The 21,301-nt window shown below is 40.5% G+C and carries 18 protein-coding genes; 12 read left to right on the forward strand and 6 right to left on the reverse strand.

Features of this window, described 5'->3' with window-relative positions; genetic code table 11:
- The 5 genes from IV514_RS05800 to IV514_RS05820 all read right to left on the reverse strand — a co-directional run bounded on the left by IV514_RS05800 (position 1) and on the right by IV514_RS05820 (position 6,199).
- Positions 1–2,025 (reverse strand): acetyl/propionyl/methylcrotonyl-CoA carboxylase subunit alpha, encoded by a 2,025-nt coding sequence (locus IV514_RS05800; protein ID WP_206484041.1) that lies wholly within the window; start codon positions 2,023–2,025, stop codon positions 1–3.
- A 35-nt stretch (positions 2,026–2,060) separates the two neighbouring features.
- Positions 2,061–2,867 carry an enoyl-CoA hydratase/isomerase family protein gene (locus IV514_RS05805; RefSeq protein WP_206483949.1) on the reverse strand — a complete coding sequence of 269 codons (807 nt, stop codon included), beginning with the start codon at positions 2,865–2,867 and terminating at the stop codon, positions 2,061–2,063.
- An 8-nt stretch (positions 2,868–2,875) separates the two neighbouring features.
- A complete protein-coding gene (locus IV514_RS05810) occupies positions 2,876–4,483 on the reverse strand; it encodes a carboxyl transferase domain-containing protein (protein WP_206483950.1) in 1,608 nt (535 codons plus the stop codon).
- An 85-nt stretch (positions 4,484–4,568) separates the two neighbouring features.
- On the reverse strand, positions 4,569–5,735 hold the full coding sequence (locus tag IV514_RS05815) for an isovaleryl-CoA dehydrogenase (RefSeq protein ID WP_206483951.1): 1,167 nt from the start codon (positions 5,733–5,735) through the stop codon (positions 4,569–4,571).
- A gap of 47 nt (positions 5,736–5,782) precedes the next feature.
- On the reverse strand, positions 5,783–6,199 hold the full coding sequence (locus tag IV514_RS05820) for a MerR family DNA-binding transcriptional regulator (RefSeq protein ID WP_206483952.1): 417 nt from the start codon (positions 6,197–6,199) through the stop codon (positions 5,783–5,785).
- Between the two features lie 190 nt (positions 6,200–6,389).
- Between IV514_RS05820 and IV514_RS05825 the strand changes: the two genes are divergently transcribed.
- From IV514_RS05825 to IV514_RS05855, 7 genes are all read left to right on the forward strand, one after another.
- Positions 6,390–7,631 carry a HAMP domain-containing sensor histidine kinase gene (locus IV514_RS05825; RefSeq protein ID WP_206483953.1) on the forward strand — a complete coding sequence of 414 codons (1,242 nt, stop codon included), beginning with the start codon at positions 6,390–6,392 and terminating at the stop codon, positions 7,629–7,631.
- On the forward strand, positions 7,631–8,167 hold the full coding sequence (locus IV514_RS05830) for a response regulator (RefSeq protein WP_206483954.1): 537 nt from the start codon (positions 7,631–7,633) through the stop codon (positions 8,165–8,167). The genes IV514_RS05825 and IV514_RS05830 overlap by 1 nt, the downstream gene beginning before the upstream one ends.
- A 169-nt stretch (positions 8,168–8,336) precedes the next feature.
- Complete coding sequence (locus IV514_RS05835) at positions 8,337–9,521, forward strand: acetyl-CoA C-acyltransferase (protein ID WP_206483955.1); 1,185 nt, start codon at positions 8,337–8,339, stop codon at positions 9,519–9,521.
- Positions 9,522–9,605: 84 nt separating this feature from the next.
- Positions 9,606–10,208 (forward strand): HutD family protein, encoded by a 603-nt coding sequence (locus IV514_RS05840; protein ID WP_206483956.1) that lies wholly within the window; start codon positions 9,606–9,608, stop codon positions 10,206–10,208.
- 61 nt (positions 10,209–10,269) lie between these two features.
- Positions 10,270–10,698 (forward strand): hypothetical protein, encoded by a 429-nt coding sequence (locus IV514_RS05845; protein ID WP_206483957.1) that lies wholly within the window; start codon positions 10,270–10,272, stop codon positions 10,696–10,698.
- Positions 10,699–10,865: 167 nt separating this feature from the next.
- The gene (locus tag IV514_RS05850) at positions 10,866–11,675 is read left to right on the forward strand and encodes a thioesterase family protein (protein ID WP_206483958.1); all 810 of its coding nucleotides are present in this window, start codon (positions 10,866–10,868) and stop codon (positions 11,673–11,675) included.
- A gap of 323 nt (positions 11,676–11,998) precedes the next feature.
- Positions 11,999–12,898, forward strand: coding sequence for a hypothetical protein (locus tag IV514_RS05855; protein WP_206483959.1), 900 nt, complete (start codon positions 11,999–12,001; stop codon positions 12,896–12,898).
- A gap of 141 nt (positions 12,899–13,039) precedes the next feature.
- Here IV514_RS05855 and IV514_RS05860 read toward each other — a convergent pair whose 3' ends face one another.
- Entirely contained in the window at positions 13,040–14,026 is a 987-nt protein-coding gene (locus tag IV514_RS05860; RefSeq protein ID WP_206483960.1) for an AraC family transcriptional regulator, read from the reverse strand.
- Between the two features lie 127 nt (positions 14,027–14,153).
- On the opposite strand from IV514_RS05860, the gene IV514_RS05865 reads away from it, so the two are divergent.
- The 5 genes from IV514_RS05865 (at position 14,154) to gmhB (ending at position 21,277) form a co-directional block, all read left to right on the forward strand.
- On the forward strand, positions 14,154–17,534 hold the full coding sequence (locus IV514_RS05865; protein WP_206483961.1) for a methylmalonyl-CoA mutase family protein: 3,381 nt from the start codon (positions 14,154–14,156) through the stop codon (positions 17,532–17,534).
- Positions 17,535–17,670: 136 nt separating this feature from the next.
- Positions 17,671–18,708, forward strand: coding sequence for an oxidoreductase (locus IV514_RS05870; protein ID WP_206483962.1), 1,038 nt, complete (start codon positions 17,671–17,673; stop codon positions 18,706–18,708).
- Positions 18,708–19,865 (forward strand): enoyl-CoA hydratase/isomerase family protein, encoded by a 1,158-nt coding sequence (locus IV514_RS05875; protein WP_206483963.1) that lies wholly within the window; start codon positions 18,708–18,710, stop codon positions 19,863–19,865. The genes IV514_RS05870 and IV514_RS05875 overlap by 1 nt, the downstream gene beginning before the upstream one ends.
- Before the next feature lie 31 nt (positions 19,866–19,896).
- Positions 19,897–20,658 carry an SDR family oxidoreductase gene (locus tag IV514_RS05880; protein WP_206483964.1) on the forward strand — a complete coding sequence of 254 codons (762 nt, stop codon included), beginning with the start codon at positions 19,897–19,899 and terminating at the stop codon, positions 20,656–20,658.
- Between the two features lie 82 nt (positions 20,659–20,740).
- Complete coding sequence (gene gmhB / locus IV514_RS05885) at positions 20,741–21,277, forward strand: D-glycero-beta-D-manno-heptose 1,7-bisphosphate 7-phosphatase (protein WP_206483965.1); 537 nt, start codon at positions 20,741–20,743, stop codon at positions 21,275–21,277.
- Positions 21,278–21,301 lie beyond the last annotated feature (24 nt).

The raw sequence follows: 21,301 nt of genomic DNA on the forward strand, positions 1-21,301 counted from the left end.
TTATTCGTCTGCATCAAAAGCAATAAGTTCACAGCCACCATCAACCATATCGCCAGTCTGATAAAAAATAGCGGTGACCACACCATCACTTGGTGCTTTGATTGTGTGTTCCATTTTCATTGCTTCCATGATCATCAATGGCTGATCTTTAATAACTTTGTCGCCAGCATTGACTAGTACACTCACCATAGTGCCATTCATTGGCGCGCTAAGGCCCCCTTGCTGAGCATGATCATCATGATTGCCGCAGTCAGGTGTGATATAGGTAAAGTTAAAAACGCCATTTTGACGATATAAACTGATGTTATCACCATCACGAGCAATGGTTGCTTGGCTGCGGTGGCCATCAATACTAACGTGCAGTTTGCCGTCTTCTATTCTGCCTTGGCAATCAAGGGTGCGTTCAGCAAATTTTTCATGATTAACATTGATCAAATAATAGCTGCCAGCGCCTTGACGTTTTTGTTCAACTGTCACCGGATATTTAATGTCATTATGTGATAACACTAACTGATGAATATGCGCTTCGTTTAACCGCCATGCATTAGTCGCATTCCAGGGGGAATGTGGATCTGTGGTGGTGGTTGCGTGAGCTTTAGCTTTGTTGGCTAGCGATAAAACAAGATACAAGGCCGCCATCGGTAATTCATCAGCAAGTGCTTGCTCTGAATTGTGGAATATCTCGTCGTGATGCTTCTCGATAAAGCCAGTGTCTATGTCTTGATTTATAAACGCAGGGCAGGTAGCTAAGTTATAGAGAAAATCTATGTTAGTTGTCACGCCATTAATACGATATTCGGTTAATGCTTTACTTAAACGTTGCAGGGCTTTCTCGCGGTTTTCATCCCAGACGATCAACTTAGCGATCATCGGATCATAAAACACGCTAACTTCATCCCCTTGTCTAACCCCGGTATCCACACGCACGTGCTCGCTTTCTTCTGGAGGCTGTAAAAAAGATAATGTACCTGTGGCGGGTAAAAAGTCATTGTTGGCATCCTCAGCATAGATGCGCGCTTCAAATGCATGACCGTTAATAGCCAATTCTTCTTGTGATTTAGGCAGCACTTCACCAGCGGCAACACGTAGTTGCCACTCAACCAGATCTTGGCCTGAAATTAATTCAGTCACTGGATGTTCAACTTGTAGGCGGGTGTTCATTTCCATAAAGTAAAATGAACCATCAACATCGAGTAAAAATTCAACCGTACCAGCACCTTGATAGCCAATGGCTTTAGCTGACTTAATTGCCGATTCACCCATTTGGGCACGTAAGGTTTCGCTCATGTTAAATGCAGGAGCTTCTTCAATCACTTTTTGATGACGGCGTTGGACAGAGCAATCACGTTCAAATAAGTACACGGCATTGCCATGATTATCGCAAAATACCTGAATTTCTACGTGGCGAGGTTGGGTTAAATATTTTTCAACCAACATGGTATCGTCGCCAAATGAAGACTTAGCTTCACGTTTAGCTGCAGCAAAACCTTCGCTAAACTCTGCTTCACTCCACACTTGACGCATACCTTTACCACCACCGCCAGCAGTAGCTTTAAGTAGTACAGGGTAGCCCATCTCATCGGCCGCTTTTTTGATCACCGCTTCTGATTGGTCATCTCCATGATAGCCGGGTACTAATGGGACCTGTGCTTTTTCCATGATTGATTTGGCAGCAGATTTTGATCCCATGGCTTCGATAGCGCCAACAGGAGGGCCAATAAAAATAATATTTTCTTCTGCACAAAGTCGACAGAACTCGGCATTTTCAGATAAAAATCCATAGCCAGGATGAATGGCTTGCGCACCGGTTTTCTTGGCGGCAGCAATCACTTTCTCTGCCTGTAAATAACTTTCTCTCGAAGGGGAAGGGCCAAGGTAAATGGCTTCATCCGCCATATTAACATGCAATGAGTTTTCATCGGCATCGGAATAAACCGCAACGGTTAAAATCCCCATTCTACGTGCTGTTTTGATAACACGGCAGGCAATTTCACCACGGTTAGCGATCAATATTTTACTAAACATTCGTTGTGTTTGAGTCATGATGTGCTGGATCCTTTTTACGATTTTTGTTGCCAACTGGGTGTGCGTTTTTCAAAGAATGCGTTTAAGCCTTCTTGCCCTTCATCAGAAACACGTATGGACGCAATACGCTCACTGGTGATATTAATCAATTCTTCATCAATATCTTGATAGGCAACATCAAGCGCGAGTTGTTTGGCTTGCTTAACCGCAATTGGACCATTCGCCAGTAGGGTACGCACCATTTCATCAACGGTTTCATCAAGCGCATCTGGCTCAACAACTTCATCAACTAAGCCTAGAGATTGTGCTTTATCGGCAAAAAAACGCTCGGCTGTTTGGAAGTAGCGACGACTGGCTTTTTGTCCAATGGCATTAACCACATAAGGACTAATTGTGGCTGGAATAAGCCCGAGCTTGACTTCACTCAAGCAAAAGCTCGCTTTTTTGTTGGCGATAACAATATCACAACAACTGGCTAAGCCAACGGCTCCGCCAAACGCTGCGCCTTGTATTTTCGCGATAGTTGTTTGAGGCATAAAGTTGAGCGCTTTTAGCATATGAGCTAGGGCATTGGCGTCACTTAAGTTTTCTTCATAGCTATAGTTTGCCATGCGTTTCATCCAATTAAGATCGGCGCCTGCAGAAAAGCTTTTGCCTGTAGAGGCTAAGATCATAATGTGCACATCTTGACGTTCAGCTAATGCAAAAAAAGTTTTTGTTAACTCTGCAATAACACCATCGTCAAAGGCATTGTGTTTATCTGGATTATTTAGCGTGACGGTCGCTACACCATAACGATCGACATCACATAGCACTTTATTTGTTGAGTTTTCGACAGTCATAGTCACTCCTACATTCTAAATAAGCCAAACTTAGTGTCGGCAATTGGCTTATTGAGTGAGGCTGAAATAGCTAAACCTAACACCTGACGGGTATCAGCTGGATCTATCACACCATCGTCCCATAAACGGGCTGAAGCATAATAAGGGTGTCCTTGGTGTTCGTAGGTATCAATAATAGGTTGTTTGAATTTGGCTTCTTCTTGCTCTGTCCAGCTTTCGCCACGTTTTTCTTTTTGATCGCGTTTTACTTGGGCCAGTACACCTGCTGCTTGTTCACCACCCATTACTGAGATACGTGCGTTAGGCCACATAAAGAGGAAACGGGGATCATAAGCTCGGCCACACATACCGTAGTTACCCGCACCAAAACTACCACCAATTAAGATGGTAAATTTAGGCACTTGCGCGGTGGCAACAGCGGTAACCATTTTGGCACCATGTTTGGCGATACCGCCTGCTTCGTATTGCTGACCAACCATAAAACCTGTGATGTTTTGTAAAAACACTAGTGGTATTTTGCGTTGTGCACAAAGCTCAATAAAATGAGCGCCTTTTTGTGCGGATTCGCCAAATAAAATCCCGTTATTGCCAACAATACCGACAGGATAGCCAAAGATACGGGCAAAGCCGCATACTAACGTGGTGCCGTAAAGTGCTTTAAATTCGTCAAATTCACTGCCATCAACGATACGAGCAATGACTTCACGGATATCAAAAGGTTGACGAGCGTCTTTTGGTATTATGCCGTATATTTCTTGAGGATCATACGCCGGCTCTTGTACTGGTTTAATGTTCATTTCAACCGGTTTAACGCGGTTTAAGTTACTAACTATCGTACGAGCTAATTCAAGTGCATGGTTATCATTTTGTGCATAATGATCGGCCACACCTGAAGTGCGACAATGTACATCTGCGCCACCTAAATCTTCCGCACTGACCACTTCTCCCGTTGCAGCTTTCACTAACGGTGGCCCCGCTAAGAAGATGGTGCCTTGTTCTTTGACGATAATAGACTCATCTGCCATCGCGGGTACGTAAGCACCACCTGCGGTACATGACCCCATTACTACCGCAATTTGAGGGATAGCCTGTGCTGACATATTGGCTTGGTTAAAGAAAATACGACCAAAATGCTCTTTGTCAGGAAATACATCGTCCTGATTAGGTAAGTTGGCGCCACCAGAATCAACTAAATAAATACAAGGAAGGTTGTTTTCTTGAGCAATGGTTTGAGCGCGTAAGTGTTTTTTTACGGTAAGCGGATAATAAGTACCACCTTTGACCGTAGCATCGTTAGCGACGATAACACATTCTTGGCCGCCCACTCGCCCAATACCGGTAATAATACCTGCTGCGGGTACGTCATCTGGGTATACACTATCTGCGGCAAGTTGTGAAAACTCTAAAAATGGTGCGCCAGAATCAAGTAGTGTATTAACTCGATCTCTGGGGAGTAGTTTACCGCGAGAAAGGTGACGTTCTCGGCTTTTTTCACCACCACCAAGTTTTATTTGCTCAAGTTTTGCTTTTAAATCATCCACCTGAAGCTGCATTGCTTGCGCGTTTTCAGTGAATTCTGGGCTACGAGGGTTGATCTTAGAAGTTATCTTAGCCACGTTTATTCGCCTTGTTAGTTGAACGGTTAATCACAAGGGTTAAGTGCATAAGCACTTAACCTGACTGTTTTATTAATTGCTAGGATTATGATTCGTTAAACAGCTCACGACCAATTAGCATACGACGGATTTCTGAAGTTCCTGCGCCAATTTCATACAACTTAGCGTCACGTAATAAACGACCGGCAGGGAATTCATTAATATAACCATTACCACCAAGTAATTGGATGGCATCTAATGCCATTTTTGTTGCTAATTCAGCGGCATATAAAATAACACCTGCAGCATCTTTACGCGTAGTCTCACCACGATCGGCTGCTTGAGCACATAAATAAGCATAAGATTTGGCTGCGTTCATTTGAGTGTACATATCGGCAATTTTGCCTTGTACCAATTGGAATTCACCAATTGATTGACCAAATTGCTTACGGTCATGAATATAAGGCACCACAAGATCCATACAAGCATCCATAATGCCTAACGGGCCGCCAGTGAGTACTAAACGCTCATAATCTAAACCTGACATCAAGACTCGAACACCTTTACCTTCTTCGCCTAAGACATTTTCAGCAGGTACTTCACAATCTTCAAACACCAGTTCACAGGTGTTTGAACCGCGCATGCCTAGCTTGTCTAATTTTTGATGACGAGAAAAACCAGGGAAATCACGTTCAACGATAAATGCTGTGATACCTTTAGAACCTGCAGAGATGTCTGTTTTTGCATAAATCACATACACATGAGCGTCTGGGCCATTGGTGATCCACATTTTGTTGCCGTTGAGGATGTATTTGTCACCTTTTTTCTCAGCGCGTAACTTCATGCTAACCACATCTGAACCGGCATTTGGCTCACTCATGGCTAACGCACCAATATGCTCACCCGTACATAACTTAGGTAAATATTTTAATTTTTGCTCATGATTAGCATTTTTGTTTAATTGGTTTAAACATAAATTTGACATTGCACCATAACTTAAGCCAACAGAGGCAGAAGCACGTGAGATTTCTTGCATTGCCACCATGTGTTCTAGATAACCTAAGCCTGAGCCTCCATATTGCTCGTCAACGGTCATGCCTAATAAACCCATATCGCCAAATTTACGCCATAAGTCCATCGGGAATTCATTATCTAAATCGATTTGTTCGGCGCGAGGGGCAATTTCATCGCGAGCAAAGGCGTTAACTTGATCGCGGATCATGTCAACGGTTTCGCCTAAGTTAAAGTTAAGTGATGAAAATGTAGAAATCATGAGTGATCCTTGTGTTTAATAGTTGAGTTATATAAAAACGTTAGTGATTATTTTTCTATTTGTGCTAACGCTTCTTTACAATTTGCTTCAAGCCCTGTTAATTCAATTAACACAGCTTTAATGTCTTCTAGTTGCTGACTTAAATCTGATTTTTTCTGGGCAATTAACTCCATAATGGTGTTTAATTGGGTTGCACTTGATTTATCAGCATCATAAAGTTCAAATAAACGACCCGTTTCAGCTAGAGAAAAGCCTAAACGTTTGCCGCGTAGAATTAACTTTAGTCGAACTTTATCTCTTTGGTTATAAATTCGTGTTTGCCCTTTACGAGTCGGATGAATGAGCTGTTGATCTTCGTAAAAACGAATGCTTCTGGTGGTGATGTCAAATTCTTTGGCTAATTCACCGATAGAGTATGTTATTGCGCTTGATTTGCTCATAGAGTTCTCGCTTATAATTTTCATTTAATAAAGATAGCATGAAGTTTACGTAAACGTAAACTTTTTTGTGTCAAGCCGCATGTCAGAGAATAATTTTTAACAAAGGTAGAGAATTTCTGCAGATAGTTTGATATTTAGCAATATAGCAGGTGAACTTTACCGTTATCATCATTAGCTTACGTAAGAGGGGGAGCTTTTCAGCGTGTCGCTACTAATGAAAGGACTTAATCAATTACAATTGATTTTTGCACTGCGCTTTGCCGCAATTGTCATTCAAGTTTCGTTGATTATTTTTGTCAATTTAGTCTTAAACTATCAGTTACCATGGACACCGCTAGTGTCAGTGATTATTGCTGAGATTATTTTTACTATTGCTTGTCATCACTATTATCGTAATGCGGTGAATTCAAATAATCGGGCGATTTTTATCCAAGCGTTAGCTGACATTCTCTTTTTATCGCTGTTACTTTACTTTAGTGGTGGCGCTACCAATGCCTTTGTTTCACTGTTATTAATTCCTATCGCAATCGCTGCGGTGGCGTTAAGCCATGTGCAATTATTGATTGTTGCTTGTGGGGCTATCGCATCGTATAGCCTATTGTTGTGGCAGCTGCCAATGAGTGTGATGCATGGCAACATGCAAGGCCATTTTATTGGTATGTGGATTAACTTTTTATTTTCCGCGTTAGTGGTGGCAATTGTGGTTGGTAAAATGGCGCGTAGTATCAGTACCCGTGAACGGGCATTAGCCAAATATAAAGAAGAGTTATTAAAACAAGAGCAAGTGGTTTCGTTAGGGGTCGCTTCTGCACAAGTAACTCATCAATTAGCCACGCCGATTGCTACGGTGCAATTGCTTGCTGAAGAGTTAATGGATGAATTCCCCGAAAATGCTCTATTGCAAGACATGGAGCAACAACTGAGCCGTTGTAGAGACAGTATTGCCACATTTCGCCAGCAAACATTTGATATAAAAGAGCAAACGATATCAAGTATCAGTTGTGATAAATTATTAACTAACATTGCTGATCATCTAAGTTTGAATTACCCCGATATTGAGCCGGTAATAAAGGCTGCTGATGGAGAAACAATATCGCCTAACACATTGTTGCTTAAAGCGGGTGCGTCATTGTTACCAGCAATTTTAAATTTGTTAAACAACGCTATCAGAGCTACAAGGGCGAATCGAAGCAATAAAATTGAATTAATGTGGCGAGTAGAAAATCATCACTGGCAACTTGCTATTCATGATTTTGGTAAAGGCTTTACTTTATCTAAGCTAGCAGAATTAGGGGTTAAGCCTGTTGATAGCGAGCAGGGGCTAGGAATGGCGGTATTTCTCAGCTACGCGAGCTTAGAACGATTGGGCGGCAAACTGTCATTAACAAATCATCAAAATGGTGGGGCATTAGTGACCGTGACATTGCCTATGATTAACAATGAACAGGTAGATTAATGAAGTTATTAATCATTGAAGATGATAGTGCCTTTGCAAGTGTTTTGATGCGAAGACTTGCTAAACATGATTTAAGCTGCTGGCATGTTGAGCATGCCAGTGAAGCCTTATTGGCGTGTCACCGTCATACACCTGATTTCATTTTGCTGGATATGAAATTACATCATGACAGTGGCTTAAACTTAATCAAACCAATGCGACAATTATTACCCAACAGCAAAATTATTTTATTAACGGGTTATGCCAGTATCAGTAGTGCGGTTGACGCAATTAAACTGGGGGCCGATGATTATTTAAGTAAACCTGTTGATAGCCAAACATTGCTAGCGGCATTAGGGCTAGGTAAAAAGCCAGTGAAAGTTCACGATCAGCTCGATGAGCCTACTTTGTCAGCTGAGCAAGTTGAATGGCAGCATATTCAGCAAGTGTTGAAATACAATAATGGCAATATTTCAGCCACGGCGCGGCAATTATCAATGCATCGGCGTACGTTACAACGAAAATTGCAAAAAATGGCACCAATAACAAATGATTGAGCTTGCAGCATCGCGGTAAGCACCAGTGGCAATTTTCTAATACAGCTATGAACACTTTATGGTTGGCTAGTACTAAATGACTATTGGCTTTACGTTGGCGTAAACGTTAATATATGGCTAACCTACAAATATTATAAATCAAACAAACGTTATTTCGTTGGAGAGAGCTATGTCTACTGTTGATCCTATTGTCATTGTATCTGCTAAAAGAACGCCAATGGGCGGTTTTATGGGTGGATTATCCGCTGTAAGTGCGCCAAACCTTGGGGCAACAGCAATTAAAGCTGCGTTAGAAGAAGCCAAACTAGCCAATGATCAGGTTGACGAAGTGATCATGGGCTGTGTTTTACCTGCTGGTCTAAAACAGGCGCCTGCTCGTCAAGCCGCACTTGCAGCCGAACTTGACCTTTCAACGGTTTGTACCACGATTAACAAAGTGTGTGGTTCAGGTATGAAAGCCGCTATGCAAGCACACGATGCATTAGCTGCTGGTTCAATTGATGTTGCTATTGCTGGTGGTATGGAAAGTATGACCAATGCTCCTCATTTATTACCAAGTGGTCGCTCTGGTATTAAAATGGGTGCTGGCCAAGTGTTAGATCATATGATGACAGATGGTTTAGAAAACGCCTATGACGGTGTAGCAATGGGCTGTTTCGCTCAAGGTACTGCTGATGAATCTGGTTTTACTCGTGAAGAAATGGATGAGTATGCGATCCGTTCATTATCTCGCGCTAATGCCGCAATTGAATCAGGTGCGTTTGATAATGAAATTGCGCCAGTTACCGTGAAAACCCGTCGTGGTGAAAGTGTGTTTGATACCGATGAACAACCAGGTAATGCTCGCCCTGATAAAATTCCTTCATTACGCCCAGCCTTTAAAAAAGATGGAACCATCACGGCAGCTAACTCAAGCTCAATTTCTGACGGTGCAGCGGCATTAGTGATGATGAAGCAATCAGAAGCCGAAAAACGTGGTTTAACCCCACTTTGTAAAGTGGTTGCTCACGCAACGCATGCGCAAAAGCCTGCTGAATTTACCGTAGCACCGGTTGGTGCAATGAAAAAAGTATTAGATAAAGCTAACTGGAGCACTGCTGATGTTGATTTATTTGAAATCAATGAAGCATTTGCCATGGTGACTATGCTTGGTATGAAATCGTTAGAGCTTGATGCCGATAAAGTAAATATCAATGGTGGCGCATGTGCCTTAGGTCACCCGTTAGGGGCAAGTGGTGCTCGAATCATGGTTACTCTGATCCACGCATTGAAAAATAAAGGTTTATCAAAAGGTGTTGCATCACTTTGTATTGGTGGTGGTGAAGCAACCGCTATCGCCTTAGAGATGTTATAATTTACGCTATTTAACATTGGCTAATCAGAAAAACCGCTGAAATTCAGCGGTTTTCTTTTATCTAAATTATATGAAGGTGAGTAGATGTATTTGATTAAAACGGCTAGTCAATTTATTACCACGCCATGGAAAAATGGCTTAGGTGAAACCACCGAATTAGCGATTAACACTGGCGGCACAATAACAGATTTTGATTGGCGCATTAGTATGGCAACGGTAAGTGAAAATGGTGAATTTTCTAACTTTGCTGGCTATTACCGTCAGCTTACCTTGCTTTCAGGCAACGGAATTAACCTACATCATCAACGAGCGAGTAATGGTGAAAAATTGCCGAGTGATCAGTTACTAAAGCCGTTAGATATTGCTGAGTTTGACGGGGCTAATATCACTTATGGCGAATTAATTGATGGTAAAATTGTTGATTTAAATGTTATTACTAACCAGCAAAGTATTAAGAGTAAGGTAACTGCTGTCACTCGTTCGCAAACCTATGAAATATCAACAACAGATCTATTGCAAGTCTTCGCGGTATCAGAAAATATCACGATTAATCTTAACGCGAATAATGAGTCGTTAACCTTAGCAAAAGGGGAATTATTTCAGTGGCTAACAAGTGAAAGCAAAACGCTTGAGATACTTGGCAATAACTATATCGTGATAGCGCTAAGTGAGAAAAATAATTCTTGAGATAGTGAATAAATCACGTATGTTGTGGGTAATACAATAACACCCGACAAAACACATAATTATGATGGCGACAACCTTACCGATAACGATTGATATTGCTGAACAGTTGCAACAACGAGAAACAAAGTTATCTTCAGTGGCTAATAAATTAGAAGCCTTATTTAATTTTCGTACCATGACTGCGGGTTGGTTCGGGGATGAGGATAACATTCTTACCATAGAACTTTCCGTCGAGAGTATGGATGGCTTAGCGGAAAGGAAAACTTCGGCTGAACAAATGCAAACTATGACGTTTTATCAAATTTCTGATGATGCTTTTGCTTTATTCGAGTCATCTGCGTTATATATTACTTGTGTTATTGCAATAACAGAAAATGAGCTTGCCTTAATAGCAACAACACCGAAATTATTACAACCGTTATTAGATAAAAAAATGGTAAAAGTATTAAATGTTATTGCTGAGCAACAACAGTTGTTTCCCATTGATTAGCATCAGCGGTTGTTAGCTAAAACTTGCGCCTGACTATTGTGAATTGTTTCGTATTTTAATATCTATCAACCCGATAATTTAGGGAGTGAAACGAGGCTTTAGAGCCAAATATAGCTTTTCAGGGGCAAGGGTATTAAGCTTTTAATTAAATATGTTGGTAATTTAAAATGACGATTGATGAGTTAATTGCAGCAGCAAAACACAATGTTGCTTTACATGGAAAAAGTGACCTTATGCAGTCTTCTGAACAGTGGACTCAGGGAAGAACAGTATTTGGAGGGCTTTCTGCATGTTTACTGCTTGCTGCTGCTGAAGAAAAAGTGTCAAAAGATAAAGACCTTCATTCTCTTTACACCAGCTTTATTGGTCCACTACTTGCGAACGAGCCATTTGAAATCGAAGTGAGTATATTGAGGGAAGGGAAAAACGTCGTTCAAGTCCTATCAAAAGCCATGCAAAATGGCCAAGTAGCCGTTTTACAGCAATCTTGCTTTGGTTCGAAAAGAGCAAGCGATATAGTAATCGATCACATTCCTTCCCATACGATGATAAAACCTGAAGGAGCAAGGTTTTTGCAAGATAACCTTGAAGGTGCCCCTAACTTTATTCAAAATTTTGATTTATATCTTAGTGATGGTGGTGGCCCGTTTAGTGGTAGTAGTGAGTCTCATACTCACGGATGGATGCGATTCAAAGAAGCTCCACAGGTGATTACCAATGCTCACATTGTGTGCTTGATTGATACTTGGCCTCCAACTTTTGCACAACAATTAAAAAGCCCAGCACCATTGAGCACCATGAATTGGTACTTGGAGTTCATCAACCCTGGTGTTAAATGCAACCCAACAGACTGGTTGGCTTATCAATGTGACGCTAGCTATGCTAAAGGTGGCTATGGGTATTCAGACGCTTATATATGGAGTAACACTGGGGAAGTTATCGCTAAAAGTCACCAAACAATTACCGTTTTTGGTTAATGAGTAAGATTAATCTTGGATTATAGTGAAAATTTCTAGTATCTCCTTGGTATGAGTTGATTAATAATGGATGAGTAATAACTATTTCTAATAGTCTAAATAAGAAAGGATAGACGGCGATTAGCAAAACGTTTAAATAATAAGCGTTGGGGTGAACGATTTTTCGTGAGCCTTCGTGCTGGTTGTTTAACTAAAGATCCTGTTGTAATAAGTTCCCAGCGCACTGTGGTTGTCGGGCTGTGCATCGATAGTAAAAGCGCACTTGGTTTAGGTAGTGCAACTTGGTTCAAGCAAGCGCTTTTATCAATATGGAGACAATAAAAATGAAATTTAATAAAGTTGTATCTTTAGGAATCTTATTAAGTGCCTGCATAGTGGCCGGATGTGCTATTTATCCTAAAACAAAGTCCGCAGCTACTCAAAATCAATTTAACATCATTGCTAAAGGGATGATGTTTGACGCTCCTGAAACAGTTCCTGCTGGATGGACGAAATTTCACTTTAGTAATGATTCTGACTTGGTGCATTTTGCGCTTATTCAAAAGCTACCCGAAGGACGACAATTAGCTGATGTGAGGCATGAGGTTGTACCGCCATTTCAGGAGGGTATGAATTTAATTATTGCAGGACAATCAGAGCAAGCAATGCAGGCTTTTGGTAAGATTCCTGCTTGGTTCCAACAGGTTAAGCCAGCTGGTGGACCTGGCTTGTTATCATCGGGCAAACAATCATCCGCAACGGTCTTCCTTGAACCGGGTCATTATTACCTAGAATGTTATGTAAAAACTAACGGGGTGTTTCACCCGATGCAACGGGCATTTACTGTGACCGAAGAGGTAGCAACTGTTGCTCCCAAAGCCGACATTAGATTAACAATATCGTCTGCACGCGGGATTGAGTTAGATGGTGAAATTACTGCTGGCAAACACATAATAGAAGTTACTTTTGAAGATCAGAAAATTCATGAAAATTTTGTCGGGCACGACGTTCATTTGGCAAAGGTCAATAGCAATGCTGCTTCGGTTATCGAATGGATGAACTGGGCGTCTCCAACCGGCCTGGAAACCCCGTCGCCCGTTGAGTTTATCGGTGGACTTGAAGAAATGCCAGCAGGTGGCGTTGGATATTTCAGTGTTGATATTGAGCCCGGTAACTATCTGTGGATTTCTGAGGTTCCCGATGCAAAAAACAAAGGGTTGTATCTAGTAACAAAAGTTCGCTAAAAACGGCTACTTAAGCATGATAGTTAAACATGGTATGTGGCGGTGAAATTTAAATAAACTTATTGGGGCTAGACAAGTAATCAGCCGTAAGCTCTTTACTTGTTTAGCCTAAGATTGATAAGTAAGCATATTTTTATCCCCTTATTGATGATGACGAGAGTCACGATATTGCTTCGGTGACATACCAACAACTTTTTTAAATAATCGTGAAAAGTAGTAGGGGTCATTGTAGCCAATTGATTCTGCGATACTTTTTATGGTGTCTTCGCTGTTATCTAGCTGAAAGCAAGCGTGCTGGATCTTCAAATTGATAAAATGTTGAATGGGCGAAGTATCGGTAAGATCTTTAAACTTCTTGGCAAAATGAAATTTTGATAGTTGGCTGTAATGGGCTAATACGTCAAGGTTCAATTCTTGGTGAAGGTTATTACGCATTAAGTTTTCTATTGCTTCTAAGTCAAAATTACTGGCTTTATTAAACGCGGATGCCCTTAGCTGTAAAGCTAAAAAGCTTAATGCCTGTTGCAATAAATGCACCGCGTGGATAACGTTTGTTGCGGTATAGCCTCGGCTACCTAGGTCGAGCAGGTAATCAAAGTCAGCAATAATGTTACTTTGAATACCGACATGGGCTAAACCATCGTCCATTTTCATTAATAAACGCTCGGCGAAATCATCAGCAAGTTTGCCCGTAAAGTTTATCCAATAAACACCATTATTATTATGCCCTTGATAATTAAATTGTTGATGTGGAGGAATAAGCACAAGATCGCCACGATGAACCATTCTGCTCTTGTTTTTATAATGTAATTTTCCTTGACCAACTTGACAGTAAATTAAGCAGTATTGTTCGTTTGAACGTTGGCTAATCTGATAATTATTATTACGGGAATACTGTCCCAGAGATATTGGGTAAAGCCCAGATGTAAGGGCATGTTCTTTTAATTTACGTAACAGAAATAACGGAATAACTAAGCGGATATCTTGCTCATCGGCTAATTGGTTATTTTCATTCATGGAATAATTCAGATAAGAATGCTTGATAATGACAATATAGTCCATTATTGAGGCAAGAAAATCAATTTTATCTTGTTGTACTATGTGTTCTAATTTAACTAAGAATGACAATTTACTACTAATAACTTTGCTTACGGCGATTTACTTACATTGAAAGTAAACAAAAATTCGAAAACTTCGCCGTGATGGACGATAGTTGTGAGCAGGGTTGATAACAGATAATTGAAGAGAGTCACAAATGAGTGCACAAAGATATCAGTTAAAAAACAAAATCCGTATTGTTACCGCCGCATCATTATTTGATGGTCATGATGCCGCTATAAATATTATGCGCCGAATTTTACAATCAAGCGGTGCAGAAGTGATTCATTTGGGCCATGACCGCAGTGTAGAAGAAGTGGTTAATACCGCTATTCAAGAAGATGCGAATGCAATTGCCATGACATCATATCAAGGTGGTCATAACGAATACTTCAAATACATGTATGACTTATTAAAAGAACGTGGTTGTGAACATATCCGTATTGTTGGCGGTGGCGGTGGCGTTATTTTGCCTGAAGAAATTAAAATGTTGCATGATTACGGCATTACGCGCATTTATTCACCGGATGATGGTCGTGAAATGGGCTTACAGGGCATGATTGATGACATGCTTAAGCGTTGTGATTTCAAAACAGGCACCAATGTTAAAAAAGACGATGTTGCTAATTTAAAGAAAAATGATAAACAGGCCATCGCTCGTTTAATTTCTGCGGCTGAAAATGCGCCCGAAGAGAACAAAGCTGATTTAGATAAAATTCGTAAAATTGCTTCAACCAGTAAAACACCAGTATTAGGGATCACGGGTACAGGTGGTGCGGGTAAATCATCATTAGTGGATGAATTAATTCGTCGCTTTTTAATGGCGACAGATGAAAGCAAAATTGCCATTGTTTCTGTTGACCCTTCTAAACGTAAAACAGGTGGTGCGCTACTAGGTGATAGAATTCGAATGAATGCGGTTAATAATGATCGCGTTTATATGCGCTCTTTAGCCACTCGTCAGTCAAACTTAGCACTTTCAGTATATGTAAATGATACCTTAGATATCTTAAAAGCGACTGATTTTGATTTGATCATTTTAGAAACCTCAGGTATTGGTCAGTCGGATACTGAGATTGAAGAGCATTCAGATGTTTCTTTATATGTAATGACACCAGAATATGGTGCAGCTACTCAACTAGAAAAAATCGATATGCTTGATTTTGCTGATATTATTGCGGTGAATAAGTTTGACAAACGTGGTGCTCAAGATGCATTACGGGATGTGAAAAAACAATACAAGCGTAACCGTGGCATGTTTGAAGCAGGTGATGATCAAGTCCCCGTGTTTGGCACGATTGCTTCGCAGTTTAACGACAAGGGTATGACCGAGTTATATAACGCTGTTATCACTGAGCTTAATGATAAAACCAAACAAACGGTGGCAGAAGTACTTAGTATTGAAGGGACGCAAGCCGATAAAGCGAGTGTTATTCCTGGCAAACGTACTCGTTATTTATCTGAAATATCAGAAAATAACCGTAGCTATGATGAGTGGGTTGATGCGCAAGCGAAAGTAGCGCAAAAACTTTATGGTATCCAGCAAGCGATTGATACGGCGCTCGAAAGTGGTGAAGCAAATGGCAAAGCGTTAGCTGAAAATTTACAAACCCTTTATAGCCAAGTGGAGCTGGAATTAGATCCGAAAAATAAACTTATTATTGAGCAATGGAGTGAAAAGGTAGAAAAATATAAAAATCCATTGTTTAAGTTTCAGGTACGTAACAAAGAATTATCGATTGAGACACACACTAAGTCTTTATCTCAGCTTGATATTCCTAAGGTGTGTTTACCTAAATATCAAGGTTGGGGTGACATTTTAAAATGGTCGTTACAAGAAAACGTACCGGGTGAATTTCCTTATACGGCGGGCTTATTTCCATTCAAACGTGAAGGTGAAGATCCTACGCGGATGTTTGCCGGTGAAGGTGGTCCAGAGCGTACTAACCGTCGTTTCCATTATGTTTCTAAAGGTATGCCAGCAAAACGTTTATCAACAGCATTCGACTCAGTAACTTTGTATGGTAATGATCCGCACCTGCGCCCAGATATTTACGGTAAAATTGGTAATGCGGGTGTGTCTATTTGTTGTCTAGATGATGCTAAGAAGCTGTATTCTGGATTTGACTTAGCTCATCCAGCAACTTCTGTTTCTATGACTATCAATGGTCCGGCGCCTATCTTATTGGGCTTTTTCTTAAATGCTGCGATTGATCAACAATGTGAGCGTTACATTACTGAACATGGCTTAGAGAAAGACGTACAAGCAAAAATAGCTAAAATTTATAAAGAAAAGGGTTGTGAACGTCCGAGTTATCAAGGTGAACTTCCTGAAGGCAATGATGGTTTAGGCTTAATGTTGTTAGGGGTGACAGGTGATCAAGTCTTACCTGCTGATGTTTATGCTGATATTAAAGCAAAAACCTTAACCTTGGTCCGTGGTACAGTTCAGGCTGATATTTTAAAAGAAGATCAGGCGCAAAATACCTGTATTTTCTCAACAGAGTTTGCGCTGAGATTAATGGGCGATGTGCAAGAATATTTTATTGAAAAAGGCGTACGTAATTTCTACTCCGTTTCTATTTCTGGTTATCATATTGCTGAAGCGGGTGCGAACCCAATTACTCAATTAGCATTGACCTTAGCTAACGGTTTTACTTTTGTTGAATATTACTTAAGCCGTGGCATGGACATTAATGAGTTTGGACCTAATTTGTCGTTCTTCTTCTCAAATGGAATCGACCCAGAATATGCCGTTATTGGCCGTGTAGCTCGTCGTATTTGGTCTAAAGCAATGAAGAATAAATACGGGGCGAATGCACGTGCCCAAATGTTGAAATATCATATTCAAACCTCTGGTCGCTCACTGCATGCGCAAGAAATTGACTTCAATGATATTCGCACCACATTACAAGCTCTGTATGCCATTTATGATAACTGTAATTCACTACATACTAATGCTTACGATGAAGCGATAACCACGCCAACAGAAGATAGTGTTCGTCGTGCTATGGCGATCCAATTGATCATTAACCGTGAATTAGGTTTAGCGAAAAATGAAAATCCTATTCAAGGCTCATTTATCATTGAAGAGTTAACAGAGTTAGTTGAAGAGGCTGTTTTAACTGAATTTGATCGTATTACAGAACGCGGCGGTGTACTTGGTGCAATGGAAACCATGTATCAACGTAGCAAGATTCAGGAAGAAAGTTTGTATTATGAAAACCTGAAACATACGGGTGAGTACCCTATTATCGGAGTAAATACTTTCTTAAGCTCTAAAGGCTCGCCAACAGTGATCCCATCTGAGGTTATTCGTGCGACAGAAGAAGAGAAAAACTATCAAATTGAGATGCTAGCAAATCTTCATAAAGCGAATGAAAGTCAGGCAAGTAATGAAATTAAAACGCTACAACAAGCGGCACTCGAAAATCAGAATGTTTTTGAGCAGATGATGAGTGCATGTAAAGTCAGTTCCTTAGGACAAATTGTTAGTGCGTTATTTGAAGTTGGTGGTCAATATCGCCGAAACATGTAACTCATAGATTGCATAGCATAATGCCGCAGTGCGCGTTGTAGTATTGCGGTATTTGTCCTACTAAAGTCGTCTAGCGATTATGGCTGTCGCAATATAAGCTGACAAAACTTACCGTTAATTAACTAAGAGAATACTTATGAGTACAGTTAGTGATATCCCGAAAACTTTTAACGCGTTTCGCATTCATCAAGTACAAGATGGCGATAAAAAACGTATTGTGAGTGACTTTGAGCAAATATCTCTTGATGATCTTACTGACGGTGAAGTCGTGATTAAAGTCGCTTATTCTGACATTAATTATAAAGATGCATTAGCTGCTACAGGCAAAGGACGAATATTACGTACTTATCCGCTAGTGGGGGGCATTGATTTGTCTGGTGTTGTGGTTAGCTCAACTGATAGTCGTTTCAAGGTCGGTGGTAAGGTATTAGTGTGCGGAGCACAATTGTCTGAATTATACGACGGTGGCTATGCTGAATATGCCAGAGTTAAAGCGGATTCAGTTGTTGCGCTTCCAACAGGTATGACGTTACGTGACGCGATGGCAATCGGTACTGCAGGTTATACTGCGGCATTAGCGGTGCAGCGTATGGAAGATAATGGACAAATTCCTGAACGTGGCCCTATTGTTGTTACTGGTGCCACCGGCGGTGTTGGCAGTTTTGCAATTAATATGCTCAGTAACATTGGTTATGAAGTGATTGCATTCACGGGTAAAACTGAGCAAGAAGATTACTTAAAAGCTTTAGGTGCCAGCAAGTTATTGAACCGTCATGATATTGATATGGGTACTAAGCCACTTGAAAGTATGCAGTGGGGCGGTGCAGTTGATAATGTTGGCGGCGATACCCTTGCTTGGTTGACTCGTACTACCAACGTGTGGGGAAACATTGCTTCTATTGGCTTAGCTGGCGGCTTTAAACTAGATACTACTGTGATGCCATTTATATTACGTGGCGTTAGCTTATTAGGGATTAATTCGGTGGAAATGCCATTGTCAGTGCGTGCTCAAGGTTGGCAACGACTTGCAACTGACTTAAAACCAACGCGTTTAGATTTAATTGCGCCGACGACTATTGCATTTGCTGAATTACCCAATGCTTTTGACGCCTATGTTGAAGGAACTGTCACGGGAAGAACTGTGGTTGAAATTGATGCGAGTCTTGATAACTAATGTTAACTGATGAGAATGAATTAACTTGTACTCCAGTCATATTTACTGAACAGCCAACAGCTAATGGTAAAAAATTAGCCACGGCCTGTTTAAATTCACCGAACACATTAAACGCGTTAAGCAAAGAGATGATTGAGCTAATGTTAGAGCAGTTGCCTATTTGGTTAGCTGATCCTAATGTTGTTGCCATTATATTCACTGGAGCAGGCGATAAGGCATTTTGTGCTGGTGGTGATGTGGTAAGTATTTATCACGAACTGGTTAAATTGCGACAAGGCGAACTATCTACAGAGGGGTTATTAACTGAAGCTCAGGTAGAAAAGGCGCAAGCAAAGTACTTTTTTAGTTTAGAATATCAATTAGATTTGTTGATCCATAAAGCGAGTAAGCCTATTGTGGCCTTGTTAGATGGTTATACCATGGGAGGCGGTATTGGCTTGATGGCTGGCGCAAGTCATCGGGTAGCCACTGAAAATACGGTCCTGTCTATGCCTGAAATATCCATCGGTTTATACCCTGATGTAGGAGCAAGTTGGTTTTTAAATCAAATGCCACAGGGTGTTGGAGTATTTCTTGGTTTAACGGGGGCTTTTATTAATGGGAAAGATGGAATTGATGTTAATCTGGCAGATCATATTGTTGATGCCAACGAACTTGAAGCGTTAGTGAAACAATTAGCTAATCTAGACTGGCAAGCAAGTGAACAAGCTAATCATCAGTTACTGACACAATTTTTAATCGAGATTGAACAGCGACAGCAGCAAGTTATTACTGGAAATATTGCGCAATTTACCCCGTTATTTGAACAATTAGCCCAATGTAGTGACTGTGAACAGTGCTTTAACGCTATCATGGCGTTTCCAAGTGATGAAGCATGGTTTATTAAAGCAAAGAAAAAGTTACAAGCAGGTAGCCCGCTTAGCGCACATGTTATTTATCAGCAACTGAACCGTTGTCGAGATTTATCATTAGAACAATGCTTTGCTAACGAGCTCAATTTATCGGTACGTTTTTGTCAACATAGAGAATTTGTTGAAGGGGTTAGAGCATTGTTAGTAGATAAAGACAATAAACCCAATTGGCAGTATAACAACATTTATGAGGTTGAAGAGTCACAAGTTGAGTGGTTTTTCAGTGAACAAGAAAATTATGAATAGGCCATAGAGCCATAGAAAAATAGGATAACGCATGAATTTAACAGATAAAGCAATTGTTATAACCGGTGGTGGCCAAGGCCTAGGTCGTGCAATAGCGATTAATTTAGCGAAAGAAGGTGCAAAATTAGCACTGATTGATCTTAATGAACAATTATTGCAAGAAACTGTTAGCTTAATCGAGCAAGCAGGATCATCTGCTAAATACTATTTAGCAAATGTTACCAATGAAGCAGAGGTAGAACAGACATTTAAGCAAATTAATGATGATTTTAACGGTATCGATGGTTTGATTAATAATGCTGGTATTTTGCGAGATGGTATGTTCGTGAAAGCCAAAGAAGGTCAAGTCACCAATAAAATGTCATTAGATCAATTTCAATCTGTTATTGATGTTAATTTAACAGGTGTATTTTTATGTGGTCGTGAAGCGGCAGTACATATGATTGAATCAGGTAAAAAAGGTGTCATCATTAATATGTCGTCAATTGCCCGTGGCGGTAATATGGGACAAACAAATTATGCTGCCTCTAAAGCGGGTGTAGTTGCCATGACAGTAACATGGGCGCGAGAACTTGGTCGACATGGCATTCGTGTTGGTGCTATTGCGCCAGGAGTTATCCGTACCGCGATGACGGATGCAATGAAGCCGGAAATGCGTGATCGTCTAGAGAAAATGAAACCAGTTGGCCGATTAGGTGAAGCAGATGAAATAGCCCATACGGTTAAGTATATTTTTGAGAATGAATTTTACACTGGGCGCGTGGTTGAAATTGACGGTGGCCTTTGTATGTAATTTTGTCAGTGATATGATAGAAAAAGCGAGTTCTACTCGCTTTTTTCATTTAAGCTGTCAAAAAACAATAATAAGTTAAATTATGAATAAAGCATTATTTTTAGATCGTGATGGTATTATCAATGTTGATCATGGTTACGTTTATCAAAAAGAAAACTTCGAATTTGTTGCTGGCATCTTCGAACTTTGCCGGCAGGCCATGGCAAAAGGCTATTTACTGATCATTATTACTAATCAATCAGGCATTGGTCGGGGCAAGTATACAATACAAGAGTTTGATGCGCTTACCCGTTGGATGAAAGAAGAATTTAAAAAACAACAGTGCTTAATTACTGATGTGTATTACTGCCCTCATCACCCGACCAAAGGCAAGGGTGAATACCTAAAAGCATGTCAATGTCGGAAACCAGAGCCGGGTTTGTTATTAAAAGCAAGCGATGAACATAAGATAGATTTAAAACAAAGCATTTTTATCGGAGATAAAACCTCAGACATGCAAGCTGCGCAAGCTGCGGGAATTCACAATCGAATTTTACTTGCCAGTAAATATGATGATCATCAACAAATAACAGCACATCGTATCGATGAATTAACAGCTGCCAGTACATATATTGACTGAATTGAGCGTTAATTCGTCAAACAA

The organism is Thalassotalea sp. G2M2-11, from assembly GCF_017168195.1.
Taxonomy (GTDB): Bacteria; Pseudomonadota; Gammaproteobacteria; order Enterobacterales; family Alteromonadaceae; genus Thalassotalea_E.